The 16,390-nt window shown below is 59.0% G+C and carries 12 protein-coding genes and 1 tRNA gene; 11 read left to right on the top strand and 2 right to left on the bottom strand.

The window, feature by feature from the left end; translation table 11 throughout:
* The gene (locus tag ACLQ8T_RS11800; protein ID WP_413454726.1) at positions 1-669 is read left to right on the top strand and encodes a LuxR C-terminal-related transcriptional regulator; all 669 of its coding nucleotides are present in this window, start codon (positions 1-3) and stop codon (positions 667-669) included.
* Between the two features lie 79 nt (positions 670-748).
* On the opposite strand, the gene ACLQ8T_RS11795 is transcribed toward ACLQ8T_RS11800, so the two are convergent.
* A complete protein-coding gene (locus ACLQ8T_RS11795; RefSeq protein ID WP_413454725.1) occupies positions 749-1,948 on the bottom strand; it encodes a pyridoxal phosphate-dependent aminotransferase in 1,200 nt (399 codons plus the stop codon).
* Between the two features lie 268 nt (positions 1,949-2,216).
* On the opposite strand from ACLQ8T_RS11795, the gene ACLQ8T_RS11790 reads away from it, so the two are divergent.
* The 8 genes from ACLQ8T_RS11790 to ACLQ8T_RS11755 all read left to right on the top strand — a co-directional run bounded on the left by ACLQ8T_RS11790 (position 2,217) and on the right by ACLQ8T_RS11755 (position 7,782).
* A tRNA-Trp gene (locus ACLQ8T_RS11790) sits at positions 2,217-2,289 on the top strand.
* A gap of 114 nt (positions 2,290-2,403) precedes the next feature.
* Positions 2,404-2,652: a preprotein translocase subunit SecE gene (gene secE, locus ACLQ8T_RS11785; protein WP_038992215.1), complete on the top strand. Its 249-nt coding sequence runs from the start codon at positions 2,404-2,406 to the stop codon at positions 2,650-2,652.
* A gap of 72 nt (positions 2,653-2,724) precedes the next feature.
* A complete protein-coding gene (gene nusG, locus ACLQ8T_RS11780) occupies positions 2,725-3,543 on the top strand; it encodes a transcription termination/antitermination protein NusG (protein ID WP_204722634.1) in 819 nt (272 codons plus the stop codon).
* A 129-nt stretch (positions 3,544-3,672) separates the two neighbouring features.
* Positions 3,673-4,104, top strand: coding sequence for a 50S ribosomal protein L11 (gene rplK / locus ACLQ8T_RS11775; protein ID WP_066140756.1), 432 nt, complete (start codon positions 3,673-3,675; stop codon positions 4,102-4,104).
* A gap of 135 nt (positions 4,105-4,239) precedes the next feature.
* The gene (gene rplA / locus ACLQ8T_RS11770; RefSeq protein WP_038992212.1) at positions 4,240-4,941 is read left to right on the top strand and encodes a 50S ribosomal protein L1; all 702 of its coding nucleotides are present in this window, start codon (positions 4,240-4,242) and stop codon (positions 4,939-4,941) included.
* Positions 4,942-5,495: 554 nt separating this feature from the next.
* Entirely contained in the window at positions 5,496-6,017 is a 522-nt protein-coding gene (rplJ, locus tag ACLQ8T_RS11765; RefSeq protein WP_038992211.1) for a 50S ribosomal protein L10, read from the top strand.
* Positions 6,018-6,090: 73 nt separating this feature from the next.
* On the top strand, positions 6,091-6,465 hold the full coding sequence (gene rplL / locus ACLQ8T_RS11760) for a 50S ribosomal protein L7/L12 (protein WP_066140753.1): 375 nt from the start codon (positions 6,091-6,093) through the stop codon (positions 6,463-6,465).
* Between the two features lie 147 nt (positions 6,466-6,612).
* Positions 6,613-7,782, top strand: a complete 1,170-nt coding sequence (locus tag ACLQ8T_RS11755) for an acyltransferase family protein (protein ID WP_413454724.1) — start codon at positions 6,613-6,615, stop codon at positions 7,780-7,782.
* On the opposite strand, the gene ACLQ8T_RS11750 is transcribed toward ACLQ8T_RS11755, so the two are convergent.
* On the bottom strand, positions 7,736-8,233 hold the full coding sequence (locus ACLQ8T_RS11750) for an aminoacyl-tRNA deacylase (RefSeq protein WP_073705895.1): 498 nt from the start codon (positions 8,231-8,233) through the stop codon (positions 7,736-7,738). The genes ACLQ8T_RS11755 and ACLQ8T_RS11750 overlap by 47 nt on opposite strands.
* A gap of 613 nt (positions 8,234-8,846) precedes the next feature.
* Between ACLQ8T_RS11750 and ACLQ8T_RS11745 the strand changes: the two genes are divergently transcribed.
* Together ACLQ8T_RS11745 and ACLQ8T_RS11740 are read left to right on the top strand one after the other, a co-directional pair.
* Complete coding sequence (locus ACLQ8T_RS11745) at positions 8,847-12,353, top strand: DNA-directed RNA polymerase subunit beta (protein WP_413454723.1); 3,507 nt, start codon at positions 8,847-8,849, stop codon at positions 12,351-12,353.
* 97 nt (positions 12,354-12,450) lie between these two features.
* Positions 12,451-16,341, top strand: coding sequence for a DNA-directed RNA polymerase subunit beta' (locus ACLQ8T_RS11740; RefSeq protein WP_204722630.1), 3,891 nt, complete (start codon positions 12,451-12,453; stop codon positions 16,339-16,341).
* Positions 16,342-16,390 lie beyond the last annotated feature (49 nt).

The raw sequence follows: 16,390 nt of genomic DNA, 5'->3' as shown, positions 1-16,390 counted from the left end.
ATGAGCGCAGAAAACGCCTCCGGGCTTTACCAAGTGGTGCTGGTGGATGACCATGCCATCTTCCGCTCGGGATTACGTGCCGATTTAGCCAGGGATATCGAGATTGTCGGCGAAGCCGGCACCGTGGAAGAAGCCATTGAGGTGATCAACGCGCAGCAGCCGGATGTGGTGCTCTTGGATGTGCATCTGCCCGGCGGCCGTGGCGGCGGCGGCGCCGAAGTGCTCAAGGGCTGCACCGGGCTGCTGGGGTCAACGCGCTTTCTGGCATTGAGCGTTTCCGACGCGGCGCAGGACGTCGTGACGGTTATTCGTTCCGGTGCCCGCGGCTACGTCACCAAGAGCATTTCCGGGGCAGAGATTTCCGATGCGGTGCGGCGCGTGGCCGGGGGAGATGCCGTGTTCTCGCCGCGCTTGGCCGGGTTCGTCTTGGATGCCTTCGGCAGCAACGCACCGGTGGCGGAATTTGATGAAGAACTGGATCTGCTGTCCGACCGCGAATTGCAGGTAATGCGGCTGATTGCCCGCGGATACAGCTACAAGGAAGTCGCCAAGGAGCTGTTCATCTCGGTGAAGACCGTAGAGTCCCATGTCTCGAATGTGCTGCGCAAACTGCAGCTATCAAACCGGCATGAGCTCACCCGTTGGGCTGTCGACCGCAAGATATTCTGAGCAGCACTGGGGAAAACAATGAAGCCGGGAAATCCATGATCGTGGTGGATTCCCCGGCTTCTTGCGTGGTGACTTTTGCTTACTTGGCTTCGCCCAGCAACTTGGCCATCCGTGCAACGCCTTCTTCAAGGTCTGCATCACCGAGCGCATAGGACATGCGGATGTATCCGGACGGGCCGAACGCTTCACCTGGAACGACGGCAACTTCTGCGTGCTCCAGGATGAAGGCAGCCAGTTCTGCACTGGTGTTGTTCACGACTCCCCGGATCTCGCGACCCAGCAGTCCGCGCACGTCCGAGTAGGCGTAGAACGCGCCCTCCGGGGTTGGGCAGTGCAGTCCGTCAATTGCGTTCAGCGACTCGACGATGGCCAGCCGGCGGCGGTTGAAGGCGACCTTCATTTCGTTGACTGCATCCAATGGCCCGGCAACGGCTGCCAAGGCGGCGCGCTGCGAGACGTTGGAAACATTCGAGGTCGCGTGGGACTGCAGGTTAGTGGCGGCCTTGATGACATCCAGTGGACCTGCCATCCAACCCACGCGCCAGCCGGTCATGGCATAGGTCTTTGCGACGCCGTTGAGGATGACAACTCGGTCTTCGAGCTCTGGGACCAAGGTCGCGATGGAGCTGAAAGAAGCATCGCCGTAGGTCAAGTGCTCGTAGATTTCATCGGTAACGACCCACAGGCCCTTGGATGCGGCCCACTGGCCGATCTCGCGGACCTGCTCTGGGGTGTACACCGCACCGGTCGGGTTTGACGGGGAAACGAACAGCAGCACCTTGGTGCGTTCGGTCAGCACGGACTCGAGCTGTTCGACGGTCACCTTGTAGCCCTGCTCTGGACCGGCGAAGATCGATACAGCCTTGCCTCCGGCAAGCTGGATGGCTTCAGGGTAGGTGGTCCAGTAGGGCGCTGGAACGATGACCTCGTCGCCTGGATCAAGCAGCGTAGCAAACGTGTTGTACACCGCCTGCTTGCCGCCGTTGGTGACCAGGACCTGGTTGGCGTTCAATGCGTAGCCCGAATCGCGCATGGTCTTCGTGGCGATTGCTTCACGCAGCTCGGGAAGACCGGCAGCAGGGGAGTACCGGTGGTTCTTCGGATCCTGGGCGGCTTTGACCGCTGCTTCAACAATATAGTCAGGGGTTGGGAAGTCAGGTTCACCGGCACCGAAACCGATGACTGGTCGACCTGCTGCTTTAAGAGCCTTCGCCTTGGCATCTACTGCGAGAGTCGCGGATTCGGAAATTGCGCCGATGCGGCGAGAAATGCGAGACATTGGGGATTCGTCCTGAAATCTATGGAGACAGCTGTTACACCTCAGTTTAGTTTGCGACCTTGCACTTCAGCATCACAATCTTGAAAATGACACAATATGGTGCAGATCGGGGTCCGGGAACGCGTTCTGCGCCACACCGGAGGTTGTCAGTTCGACATTTCCGATTTCGTTGCGTAAAGTTATTTCTCGTTGCCGAGACATCGCAACGGACAAAGCAGAAAGTTTTATCCGCTAAGATGTTCTAGGTGGGAGCGATAAAAAGCTCCGAAGGGTAGTGGCGCAATTGGTAGCGCAGCGGTCTCCAAAACCGCAGGTTGCAGGTTCGAGTCCTGTCTGCCCTGCGCAATAGCGATTTATCGCTTAGCGAATTATCTCATCACGGTGTGTTGCAGTCGAATAGACTATGGCACACCGTGATTGTTTCAACTGGCCAAATTTTTGAAACGAGGAAGAACATGACCGAATCTGCTCTCAGCTCCGGTAAGGGTGGACAGAAGTTGGGTTTCTTTGCCCGGATCTTCTTGTTTTTCCGTCAGGTAATCGCAGAACTTAAGAAGGTCGTCACCCCGACCCGCAGCGAACTGGTGAATTACTTCCTGGTTGTTGTCGGTTTCGTGGTCGTGGTGATGCTGATCGTGACGGCCCTGGACTTCGTCTTCGGGCAGGGGTCGATCCTCCTGTTCACCAACAAGGTAGAACAGTAATTTTGTTGCCTCGGCGGTATGATTACCCCGAGGCAATTTAGTGTCATTCAGTCAAAGAAAGCAGGAGCTGCAGTGTCCGACAAGGAACTCGAACCGCAGATTAATGACGAGGTCGATAACGAGTTCGTTGAAGCCGCCGGCGATCAGGTAGAGCCAGCTGTTGAAGCTGGCATCGACCCAACCGAAGCACCAGCACAGGACGCTGAAGACGCTCAGGTTTCCGAAGGTGCAGCTGAAGAAGCTGAAGGCGAAGACAACGAAGCCGAAGCTGAAGACAACGTAGCAAAGCTCAAGGAAGAATTCCGCGCTAAGCTCCGTCGGCTTCCGGGTGACTGGTTTGTGATCCACACCTACGCTGGCTATGAAAACCGCGTGAAGGTCAACCTTGAGACCCGTATCCAGACCCAGGACATGGATGAGTACATCTTTGATATCCAGGTTCCGATGGAAGAGGTCGTTGAGGTTAAGAACACTCAGCGCAAGATCGTTCGCCGCGTGCGCATTCCGGGCTACGTCCTGGTTCGCATGGAACTGACCGATGCTTCTTGGGGTGTTGTTCGCCACACTCCAGGTGTCACCGGATTCGTTGGCAACGCCCACGATCCAAACCCATTGAACCTTGATGAAGTGTTCTCCATGCTGGAGCACACCATCGTTGATCCGGTAGAGCAGCCTTCGGCGTCGAAGCCAGGCCGTGCTCCAATTACTGAGGTCACGGTTGATTTCGAAGTTGGCGAATCGGTCATCGTGAACGACGGGCCGTTCGAGACGATGCCGGCAACCATCTCGGAAATCAAGCTGGATGCCGCTCAGCTGGTCGTGCTGGTTTCGATCTTCGAACGCGAAACCCCAGTGACCTTGAACTTCAACCAGGTCACCAAGATCCAGTAGTATTTAGTCTTCGTGCTCCATATCGGTCGCTTATCGATGTGAGAGCACGGTTGGCTGTCGCGCCACGACAGCCAGATCCCCGTACCACGCTCCTGTGCTGCGGGAAACGCAAGAGTAGAAGGACCCGACATGGCCCCAAAGAAAAAGGTCACCGGACTCATCAAGCTGCAGATCCAGGCAGGTGCTGCTAACCCAGCTCCTCCAATCGGTCCAGCCCTTGGTCAGCACGGCGTCAACATCATGGAATTCTGCAAGGCTTACAACGCAGCGACCGAGTCGCAGCGCGGTAACGTGATTCCAGTTGAAATCACCGTATACGAAGACCGTTCGTTCACTTTCATCACCAAGACTCCGCCTGCAGCTGAGCTGATCAAGAAGGCCGCTGGCATCGCCAAGGGCTCGGGTGTCCCGCACACCAACAAGGTCGCCAACCTGACCCAGGCACAGGTTGAGGAAATCGCCAACTCCAAGATGGCTGACCTGAACGCCAACGATCTGGCTGCTGCAGCCAAGATCATCGCCGGCACCGCCCGCTCCATGGGTGTGACCGTAGAAGGCTAATTCCGCCTTCCGCTATTCACCTCGTGAACAGCAACAAAGAATTTAATCTAAGGCGTCTCGATCCGTTGATCGATTCGCCCGTGGCAGGACCGGGCGCGGTCCATATGACCACGACTGCATAAGGAGATAACGCAGATGGCAAAGCGCAGCAAAGCATACGTAGCCGCCGCGGCTAAGATCGACGCGGACAAGTTCTACGCTCCAGCCGAGGCAATCGCCCTGGCCAAGGAGATCGCAGGCGACAAGGCAAACTCGACCGTTGAGGTTGCTTTCCGCTTGGGTGTTGACCCACGCAAGGCTGACCAGATGGTTCGCGGTACCGTGAACCTTCCACACGGCACCGGCAAGACCGCCCGCGTGGTAGTTTTCGCTAACGGCGACAAGGCAGAAGCAGCTCGTGAAGCTGGCGCCGACTTCGTTGGCTCGGACGACCTGATCGAAAAGATCCAGGGCGGCTGGACCGACTTCGACGCAGCAGTTGCAACCCCTGACCTGATGGGCAAGGTTGGCCGCTTGGGTAAGGTTCTGGGTCCTCGTAACCTGATGCCAAACCCTAAGACCGGCACCGTGACCATGGACGTGGCCAAGGCTGTCACCGACATCAAGGGCGGCAAGATCGACTTCCGCGTCGACAAGCACTCGAACCTGCACTTCATCATTGGCAAGGTTTCGTTCGATGCAAAGCAGCTGACCGAGAACTACGCTGCAGCCCTGGACGAGGTTCTGCGCCTGAAGCCTTCGGCTTCGAAGGGCCGCTACATCTCGAAGGCAACCATCGCTACCACCTTCGGTCCAGGTATTCCTGTTGACGCGAACGTAACCCGCGTTGAGGCCTAAGCCTAGTAGCTAGCTAGTTTGAGGGAGCATGTCGAAATTCGGCATGCTCCCTCCACTTTTAAGCCAATAAATTCCCTCGTTGCCGGCACACGAAAGCATGTCTGTGTTTCATGCCGGGCGGCCGCCGGTGATAAGCTTTGACTACCGAGTATTCGGACGTCCGCGTATGGATCCCCCAAGGCCCTACGCGGGCGAGGCACGAAAGTTTCCCCAAGACTTTCATGTCGGCGGGGCTTGTTGCCAGCGTTCCCCAAGCGCGGGCAAACGAGTCCCGCCATTCTAATTTTTATCTTCCCAGTGACCAGGATCATGGGGATGCTTCCGGCATTGATTTGCTGTCGCGTCGACTGCTCCTATAAACTGGAACTACCGAAGACCGTCGGTTGAACATCTGGTTTCCATTTGTTCCTAAGGATCCGCAAGGATGACCAACGCAGGTTACATAGATTTTTTGACTTTGAATAAGTTGAAACGCCCTGTGCTCCTGCGCGGGGCTATTTTTATGGCCTCGCCGGTTTTGAAACGGTACCGAACAAATCCCCGGAAGGAGTGTTATGGCAACCCCAAGCAAGACTGCAGCGATTGAAGAAATCACTGCGGAATTCAACGATTCGTCGGCGGCTGTCTTGACCGAATACCGTGGGCTTACCGTTGCACAGCTCAAGGATCTGCGCCGCTCGCTTGGTCAGGAGACCAAGTACGCAGTCGTGAAGAACACCTTGACCGCAATCGCAGCGAAGAACGCTGGCATCGATGCTTTCGATGAGCAGCTTTCTGGTCCAACCGCAATCGCCTTCATCAAGGGCGACGCAGTTGCTGCCGCTAAGAGCCTCACGGAATTCGCCAAGACTAACGACAAGCTGGTCATCAAGACCGGTTGGTTCGAAGGCAAGGCACTGGATCAGAGCGGCATCGCTGCTCTGGCTGCGCTGGAATCCCGCGAAACTCAGCTCGCCCGCGTTGCAGCAGTGCTGCAGGCTCCAGCTTCCGCTGCTGCCCGCGCTGTCGAAGCTCTGCGTGCAAAGCTCGAAGAGAACGGTGGCGAAGCTGCCGAGGAAGCTCCGGCAGAAGCCTAAGCTTTCGATTTCTCTCGCAACGTAAACCCAAATTCATCGGCCCTCAAGGCCAAAAACCGAAAGGACGCCCATCATGGCGAAGCTCAGCAACGAAGAGCTGCTTTCCGCATTCAAGGAAATGACCATCATCGAACTGTCCGAGTTCGTTAAGGAATTCGAAGAGACCTTCGACGTAACCGCTGCTGCTGTTGCAGTTGCTGGTCCAGCTGGCGGCGGCGAAGCTGCTGCTGAAGAGAAGACCGAATTCGACGTAATCCTCGAATCGGCTGGCGACAAGAAGATCGCAGTCATCAAGGAAGTTCGCGGCATCACCTCCCTGGGTCTGAAGGAAGCTAAGGAGCTCGTTGACGGCGCTCCAAAGGCTCTGCTGGAAGGCGTTGCCAAGGACGCAGCCGAGAAGGCTAAGGAAGCTCTGGAAGCTGCCGGCGCAACCGTCACCGTTAAGTAAGTTCAGCGGTCACTCGCAACTTATTGCCAAAGGTCCACAGACGAAAGTCTGTGGGCCTTTGGCCGTTGAGCTGGGAAATTGATACCAATAGTTTTATAACGTTTCTATTAACAGGGTTCATTCAAGTTCATTGTTTACAGTGAAAATGTGCCAAAAACCGTAGCTACCCAGACCCAGAAGCCAGCACCGCGCCTAGGGCTCCTAGACGCCCTGAGAATCACTGCTGCGCTGATTGTCGTGCTCTACCATTACACCGCATGGGGACACGATCATTGGGGAACGCAAGCTGCCGAGTTCTGGCCGGTGCTTTCCGAATTCACCCGCTATGGACAGCTGGGCGTCCAGCTGTTCTTCCTGATATCGGGCTTCGTGATCCTGATGTCCCTCCAGGGGAAGAACGTCATTGGCTTCATCGGATCGCGCGTCGGAAGGCTCTACCCGGCGTACTGGCTCGCGGTGATCGCCGCGGCAGTACTCTCGCTTCGCATCTGGCCCTCCGGTAACGAAGGCAGGTCAGCCAGCGATATTCTTCCCAATCTGACCATGATGCAGGCTGGATTCGGCATCACCGATATGGACGGCGTTTACTGGACACTATGGGTCGAGTTGCGTTTCTACGTGCTGCTCGCCCTGCTCTTGTCCTTGGGCTTCGTGAAGAACAAGCACATCCTTGTGCTTTCGGCTGTTTGGCCAGCATTGGGCCTGTACCTGCATTTCACCAGCTTGGACAAGCTTCAGGAATGGATCGCAGGACAGTATGCGGCATTGTTCGCGGCCGGTATGGTGCTCTTCTTGATCTATCAAAGCGGCCATAGCCGTCTGCGGTGGTTCATGGTCGCTGCCAATACGGCTATCGCAGCATTCTTTACCGGCATCAAGGGGCGCAATGACGCGGACTTGCTCTCAGGCCTGGATATCCCCGCCTGGCATTTCCAGCTGCTGACCGTATTGTGCGTGGCCCTGCTGGCAGCGTGTACCCTGACCCCGCTCAAGAACGTCCAGGGCAAGTGGCTCGCAGTGGCAGGTTCCCTGACCTACCCGTTGTACCTGGTGCACCAGTTGTGGGGTTGGTGGCTGATCGACCAGCTGCACGGTGCCGTGAACAAGTACGTCCTGCTAGCCGGTGTGCTGGTGCTGATGCTGATCATCGCCTACCTGGTGGCACGCTTCGTCGAGCAGCCATTGGGGCTGAAGCTGCGCAACGCAACGATCAGGGGATTGACTGCAGCGCAGGCTTGGACCAAGAAAATATTTGCCAAGCCTGGGCCGGTTATTCCGGAGTCGAAATATCAGCAATCGTCGCATCAAATCCGCTAACTAAATCCTTGGCGCGAACGAGAAGCCCATGAGCGCGGTCGCCGCTGCCCAATCCGATCTGTTCTGGAACAGGCTCTTCGAAGACGCTGGCATCGACGTATACCGGCAGTACCGTGTGGGAGCCGAAAGGAGTGATCGTTCCGCTCTCGTAGTGCGTGACATCCCAAGCGATATCGGAGGATGGCAGCGAGAGCTTGTTGACGCCCATGACGCCACGAAGCTTCGCCCAATCAAGTTTCCGTCCACCGGGAATGAGCGCGAAGACGAAGGTGCCATCCGCGCGTTTGATCACGAGTGTCTTGAGCAGTGCCGAGGTCGAGATACCCATGGCGTCCGCTGCCTCTTCCAGAGAACGGACCTTGTCGCGAGGGACAATCTCGATCGGGATGTTCCTGCGCGAGGCGTCGAGGGTGACTCGGGTCAGTGCTTCATCTGATTGCAGCTTATTCACTTCGTCTCCTAACCGTGGATGTTTGCTCGATCATAGCTAGTGGCCATGGAAGAAGCCACCGGACACACGACGGCGTGGACGCTTCTTACCTGCTCGGGATAAGAAGCGGTACAACGTTTCCGGATGACCAGGTAAGGTTCGCAGCGAAGCTTACCGGGATGCTGGAATCCCGGATTTTGATGGTTTTGGAACTCTTCGAACTTGGATGTGACAAAACGCATAGCGATGCCGAATGTCCGGAATATGAATCATGCTTTCAACGCATCCCGAGCCTCTGCTTTTCTGGGCAACCCGCGCAAACTCGCGTATCAGTTGGGAAAATGCGTGAGGTTCTCGTGGAACGATCACGCCAAGTTTCTTGCCGGAACTACGCAGAGGCACCGAATTGGCGGAGCAGGTGAAAATGGGGGCGAAAACTATAGCACGAATTTCTGCACCGAGTATCGACAACCGGATTTTCCTCCGGTAGAGTAGAAATTTGCGCCTTGCTGTTTGCGCGCGCGGCCTTCATATAGCGGTGGGTTCGTGCGGACGAAAAAGAGGAACTGTCCTATGGCAGGAACCTTAGCACGGTAAGCGTTCGGAAACCTGACGGTCTTTGGAAGGATCCATCTTGGTCGCCTCGAGCAACCCTAACAACCAAACCGCTAGTTCGGCTCGCGATGCTGCATACGCTGGCCGACTTTCTTTTGCAAAGATTCACGAACCCCTTGAAGTGCCTAACCTGCTGGCTTTGCAGACCGAGAGCTTTGACCGCCTCGTCGGCAACCAGAACTGGGTAGAGCGTCTGGCCAAGGCAGAAGCCGCTGGCGACTTCAGCGTGCCCAACACCTCGGGCCTGGCAGAAATCTTCGAGGAAATCTCCCCGATCGAGGACTTCCAGGACACCATGTCCTTGAGCTTCTCGGATCCGGAGTTCGCTGATCCGAAGTACTCGATCGCAGAGTGCAAGGACCGCGACGCCACCTACGCGGCACCGCTGTATGTCAAGGCCGAATTCATGAACAATGAAACCGGCGAAATCAAGCAGCAGACCGTGTTCATGGGCGATTTCCCGCTGATGACGGAAAAGGGCACCTTCATCATCAATGGCACCGAGCGTGTCGTTGTCTCCCAGCTGGTTCGTTCCCCAGGCGCATACTTCGAGTCCGCGCCGGACAAGACCAGTGACAAGACGATCTTCTCGGCACGCATCATCCCATCGCGCGGTGCATGGTTCGAGCTGGAAATCGACAAGCGCGACCAGATCGGCGTACGCCTTGATCGCAAGCGCAAGCAGTCGGTCACCGTCTTGCTCAAGGCACTGGGCTGGAGCGAAGAGCAGATCCTGTCTGAGTTCGGCCAGTACGATTCGATGCGCGCTACCTTGGAAAAGGACAGCATCAAGGATCAGAACGAAGCCCTGCTGGACATCTACCGCAAGCTGCGTCCAGGCGAGCCTCCTACGGTTGAGGCTGCCCAGGCACTGCTGAAGAACTTGTACTTCGAGCCAAAGCGCTACGACCTGGCAAAGGTCGGCCGCTACAAGCTCAACCGCAAGCTGGGCGTGGAGACTCCGGTCAACGCCGAAAACGCTTCGGTGCTGTCGCTGGACGACCTGGTGGCCATGATCCGCTACCTCGTTGCACTGCACGCCGGCGAGCAGACTGTCCAGGGCACCCGCAAGGGCGAGATCGTCGACATTCCGGTGAACGTCGATGACATCGACCACTTCGGCAACCGCCGCATTCGCGCCGTGGGCGAACTGATCGAGAACCAGGTCCGCACCGGCCTGTCCCGCATGGAGCGTGTTGTGCGCGAGCGCATGACCACCCAGGACGTCGAGGCGATCACCCCGCAGACCCTGATCAACATCCGCCCTGTGGTGGCAGCGATCAAGGAGTTCTTCGGTACTTCGCAGCTCTCGCAGTTCATGGACCAGAACAACCCGCTGGCCGGACTGACCCACAAGCGCCGCCTGTCGGCTCTGGGCCCGGGCGGCCTGTCCCGCGACCGCGCAGGCATGGAAGTCCGAGACGTGCACCCTTCGCACTACGGACGCATGTGCCCGATTGAAACTCCCGAAGGCCCGAACATCGGCCTGATCGGTTCGTTGGCTACCTACGGCCGCATCAACGCCTTCGGCTTCATCGAGACCCCGTACCGCAAGGTGGCCAACGGCCTGGTGTCCAACGAGGTCGAGTACCTGACCGCGGACGACGAGCTGCAGCACTACATCGCGCAGGCGAACGCGCCGCTGGATGAGAACGGCCGCTTCGTCGAAGACACCGTGCTGGTCCGCGAAAAGGGCGGTGGCGGCGAGCCTGTCATCGTCGACGCCGATGAAGTGACCTTCATGGACGTTTCCCCTCGCCAGATGGTGTCGGTTGCTACCGCGCTGATTCCATTCCTCGAGCACGACGACGCCAACCGCGCACTGATGGGCGCCAACATGCAGCGCCAGGCTGTGCCGCTGCTGAAGTCCGAGCGCCCGCTGGTGGGTACCGGCATGGAGAAGTTCGCCGCGGTTGACGCCGGCGACTCCGTTGTCGCGTCCAAGCCAGGCGTGGTCACCGAGGTTTCGGCCGACCTGGTTGTCGTCATGAACGACGACGGCACCGAGTCGATGTACCCGATCATGAAGTTCGCCCGCTCCAACCAGGGCAACGCCTACAACCAGCGCGTGCGCGTTTCGGAAGGCGACCGCCTGGAGTACCAGTCGATCATCGCCGACGGTCCTTCGACCGACTCCGGCGAGCTCTCGCTGGGCAAGAACCTGCTCGTGGCATTCATGTCCTGGGAAGGCTACAACTACGAGGATGCGATCATCCTCTCCCAGCGCATGATCTTCGACGACGTGCTCACCTCGATCCACATCGAAGAGCACGAGGTCGACGCCCGCGACACCAAGCTGGGTGCCGAGGAAATCACCCGCGACATCCCGAATGTCTCGGAAGACATCCTTTCCCAGCTCGATGACCGCGGCATCGTCTACATCGGTGCAGAGGTCGAGGCCGGCGACGTGCTGGTAGGCCGTGTCACCCCTAAGGGCGAGACCGAGCTGACCCCGGAAGAGCGCCTGCTGCGTGCCATCTTCGGCGAGAAGTCCCGCGAAGTGCGCGACACCTCCCTGAAGGTTCCGCACGGCGAGTCCGGCACAGTGATCGGCGTGCGCATCTTCGACCGCGACAACGACGACGACCTCTCGCCTGGTGTCAACCAGCTGGTCCGCGTCTACGTTGCGCAGAAGCGCAAGATCTCCATTGGCGACAAGCTTGCAGGCCGCCACGGCAACAAGGGCGTCATCTCGCGCATCATGCCGCTGGAGGACATGCCATTCCTCGAAGACGGCACCCCGCTGGATGTCATCCTGAACCCGCTGGGCGTGCCAGGCCGCATGAACGTCGGACAGGTTATGGAAATCCACCTGGGCTGGGCCGCAAAGCAGGGCTGGAAGATCGAGGGCGAGCCTGAGTGGGTCAAGAACCTGCCGAACCTGCCTCGCGAGACCGGTTCCACCACCGTGGCAACCCCGGTCTTCGACGGCGCTTCGGAAGAGGAAATCCGCGGCATCCTGGATTCGACCAACAAGACCCGTGACGGCGTGCGCCTGATTGGCAACTCCGGCAAGGCGAAGCTGTTCGACGGCCGCTCCGGCGACCCGCTGCCTGATCCGGTATCCGTGGGCTACATGTACATCTTGAAGCTGCACCACCTGGTGGACGACAAGATCCACGCCCGTTCCACCGGTCCATACTCCATGATCACCCAGCAGCCGCTGGGCGGTAAGGCCCAGTTCGGTGGCCAGCGCTTCGGCGAAATGGAAGTTTGGGCGCTGGAGGCATACGGTGCCGCTTACACGCTGCAGGAAATCCTGACCATCAAGTCGGATGATATCCACGGCCGCGTGAAGGTCTACGAAGCTATCGTCAAGGGCGAGAACGTTCCAGAGCCTGGTGTTCCAGAATCGTTCAAGGTGCTCATCAAGGAAATGCAGTCGCTGTGCTTGAACGTCGAGGTACTCGGTACCGACGGCAACACTATCGAAATGCGTGAGTCGGACGAGGAATCGTTCCGCGCCGCTGAAGAGCTGGGCATCGACCTTTCACGGTCGGAGCCGAACTCCGTAGAGGAAGTGTAATCTGGCGCCCTGCCTGCAGGACCTGCAGGCAGCGGCGGCACATTTCCAACCTCATTCGTATCGACTTCAGACACCACAGAAGAGAGAAAAGGACCATATGTCCAGCGATTCCTCATTCGGCCTCATGCGAATCAACCTTGCCACCGCGGATGAAATCCGTGGCTGGAGCTACGGCGAGGTCAAGAAGCCGGAAACCATCAACTACCGCACCCTGAAGCCGGAGAAGGACGGTCTTTTCTGCGAAAAGATCTTCGGCCCTTCCCGCGACTGGGAATGCTACTGCGGCAAGTACAAGCGCGTGCGCTTCAAGGGCATCATCTGCGAGCGTTGCGGCGTCGAGGTGACCCGCGCGAACGTACGCCGTGAGCGCATGGGCCACATCGAGCTTGCAGCCCCAGTGACCCACATCTGGTACTTCAAGGGCGTTCCATCGCGCTTGGGCTACCTGCTTGATCTGGCTCCGAAGGACCTCGAAAAGGTCATCTACTTCGCTGCCTACATGATCACCAGCGTGAACGAGGAACGTCGTCACGCCGAGATGCCGAACCTGCAGGCCCAGCACGACCTGGAGCTGCGCAACCTTGCGAACAACGCGGAAGCCGACAAGAAGGCTGTTGCAGCCGACCTGGAAGCCGAGCTGGAGCGCATGGAAGCAGAAGGCGCCAAGAACGCCGAGCTGAACAAGGCACGCACCCTGGCCGAGAAGACTGTTCTGCAGATCGACAAGCGCGCCAAGGCCGAGGCCGAGCGCCTGCGTGCGGTTTGGGAGCGCTTCAAGAACCTGAAGGTCGCCGACCTGGAAGGCGACGAAGGCCTGTACCGCACCATGCGCGAGAAGTACGGACTGTTCTTCGAAGGGTCCATGGGTGCAGAAGCCATCCAGAAGCGCCTGGAGAACTTCGATCTGGTGGCCGAAGCTGAAGAGCTGAAGACCGTGATTGAGAACGGCAAGGGCCAGAAGAAGGCCCGCGCCCTCAAGCGACTGAAGGTCGTCAACGCGTTCCTGGCCAACGGCAACTCGCCTAAGGGCATGGTCCTCGACGCTGTTCCGGTGATCCCGCCAGAACTGCGCCCGATGGTCCAGCTCGATGGTGGCCGTTTCGCCACCTCGGACCTGAACGACCTGTACCGCCGCGTGATCAACCGCAACAACCGCCTCAAGCGCCTGCTTGATCTCGGTGCCCCTGAGATCATCGTGAACAACGAAAAGCGCATGATGCAGGAAGCTGTGGACTCGCTGTTCGACAACGGCCGCCGCGGCCGTCCGGTCACCGGTCCAGGCAACCGTCCGCTGAAGTCCCTGAGCGACATGCTCAAGGGCAAGCAGGGCCGTTTCCGCCAGAACCTGCTCGGCAAGCGCGTTGACTACTCGGGCCGTTCGGTCATCGTGGTCGGCCCGCAGCTGAAGCTGCACCAGTGCGGCCTGCCTAAGCAGATGGCTCTGGAGCTGTTCAAGCCGTTCGTGATGAAGCGCCTGGTTGACCTCAACCACGCACAGAACATCAAGTCGGCTAAGCGCATGGTCGAGCGCTACCGTCCACAGGTTTGGGATGTCCTCGAAGAGATCATCACCGAGCACCCGGTACTGCTGAACCGTGCACCGACCCTGCACCGCTTGGGCATCCAGGCCTTCGAACCACAGCTCATTGAAGGTAAGGCACTGCAGCTGCACCCACTGGTGTGTGGCGCGTTCAACGCTGACTTCGACGGCGACCAGATGGCAGTGCACCTGCCGCTGAGCCCAGAAGCCCAGGCTGAAGCACGCATCTTGATGCTGTCCTCGCACAACATCTTGAAGCCTTCCGATGGCCGCCCAGTCGCACAGCCTTCGCAGGATATGATCATCGGCTTGCACCACCTGACCACCAAGCGTCCAAATGAAATTGGCGCCGGTCGCGTGTTCTCCAGCGTTTCCGAGGCCATCATGGCCAAGGACCTGGGCGAGCTGCACCTGAACGCACCGATCAAGGTCCGCGTGGAGAACTTCGTTCCTTCCGCAGACCAGCCAGCCCCTGAGGGCTGGGAGCCAGGCACCCCGGCATTGCTGGAGACCTCGCTCGGCCAGGTGCTGTTCAACGACACCCTGCCTGCGGACTACCCATGGGTTGCCACCGTGGCCGGCAAGGACGCGCTTTCGGAGATCGTGAACGACCTGGCAGAGCGCTACCCGAAGATCGTTGCCGCGGCCACCCTGGACAACCTGAAGGACGCCGGTTTCTACTGGTCGACCCGTTCGGGTGTCACCGTGGCGATCTCGGACATCACCTCGAATATGGACAAGACCGCAATTCTTGCTCCATACGAGGAGAAGGCCGCCAAGGTCCAGGCTTCCTACGACAAGGGCCTGATTGCCGATACCGAACGCCGCCAGGACCTGATCGACATCTGGACCAAGGCTACCGACGAGGTTGCCGAGGCGATGAAGAACGGCATGGAAGAGCTGAACACCATTAACCGAATGGTGACTTCCAAGGCTCGTGGTAACTACCTGCAGCTGCGTCAGATCGCGGGTATCCGTGGTCTGGTGTCCAACCCGAAGGGCGAGATCATCCCTCGCCCGATCAAGTCCTCGTACCGCGAAGGCTTGTCGGTTCTGGAGTACTTCATCGCTACCCACGGTGCCCGCAAGGGCCTGGCGGATACCGCGCTGAAGACCGCGAACTCGGGTTACCTGACCCGTCGCCTGGTCGACGTTTCGCAGGATGTCATCGTTCGCGAAGAGGACTGCGGCACCAAGCGCGGCCTGACCGTTGCCATTGCGGACAACTCCGCCGGCATCCGTGTCAAGCACGAGACCGTGGAGAACTCGGCCTACACCCGTACGCTGGCTGCCGACGTGAAGGACGCTGAAGGCAACGTGCTGGCTACCGCCGGCTCGGATGTCGGAGACGTGCTGATCGACGAGCTGTACGCTGCAGGCGTGGACGAGATCCGCGTCCGCTCCGTGCTGACCTGCGACTCGGCTGTCGGAACCTGTGCACTGTGCTACGGCCGTTCGCTGGCCAGCGGCAAGACCGTGGACATCGGCGAGGCTGTGGGCATCATCGCCGCGCAGTCCATCGGCGAGCCTGGTACCCAGCTGACCATGCGTACCTTCCACACTGGTGGTGTGGCATCGGCTGACGATATCACCCAGGGTCTGCCTCGTATCCAGGAATTGTTCGAAGCCCGTACCCCGAAGGGTGTGGCTCCGATGTCCGAGGTCGCCGGTCGCGTGTCGATCGAGGACGACGAGAAGCAGCTGCGTGTCATTGTCACCCCGGACAACGGCGACGAGAAGCAGGCCTACCCGGTTCTGCGTCGTGCTCGGCTGCTGGTTGAAGAAGGCGAAAGCATCGTTGCCGGAACCCAGCTGACCAGCGGTACCCTGGATCCGAAGCAGGTTCTTCGAGTCCTCGGCCCGCGTGAGGCACAGAAGTTCCTGGTCCGCGAGGTCCAGGACGTGTACCAGTCGCAGGGTGTGGGCATCCACGATAAGCACGTGGAAGTCATCGTCCGCCAGATGCTGCGCCGCGTCACCGTCATCGAGTCCGGTGAGACCGACTTGCTGCCAGGCGAGTTGGCCGATCGTTCGCGCTTCACCGCGGCGAACCGCAAGGCTGTCTCGGAAGGCAAGCGTCCAGCTGCCGGCCGTGACGAGATGATGGGCATTACCAAGGCATCGCTGGCCACCGATTCGTGGCTGTCGGCTGCTTCCTTCCAGGAAACCACTCGCGTCCTGACTCAGGCCGCGATGGAAGGCAAGGAAGATCCGCTGCGCGGCCTGAAGGAGAACGTGATCATCGGTAAGCTGATCCCGGCCGGTACCGGCCTGGACCGCTACACCCAGGTCAACGTCGAGCCAACCGATGAGGCAAAGGCAACTTTGTTCACCGGCACCTCGGCCTTCTCCTCCGGCCTGTACGACGATGCGCTGGAAGGCGGGTTGTCGCCTGAATTCCGGGCCATCTCGATGGACGACTACGACCACGGCTCGGACTTCCGCTAAACCGGAAAGCCCGGCGCCGTAAGGTAGCCTGAACCGATGCCTGCCCGCA

Origin of the sequence: Glutamicibacter sp. FR1 (assembly GCF_047300825.1) — a bacterium.
Classification (GTDB): domain Bacteria; phylum Actinomycetota; class Actinomycetes; order Actinomycetales; family Micrococcaceae; genus Glutamicibacter; species Glutamicibacter nicotianae.
The sequence above is the reverse complement of the archived record's forward strand: the minus strand, read 5'-3'. Positions and strand labels throughout refer to the sequence as shown.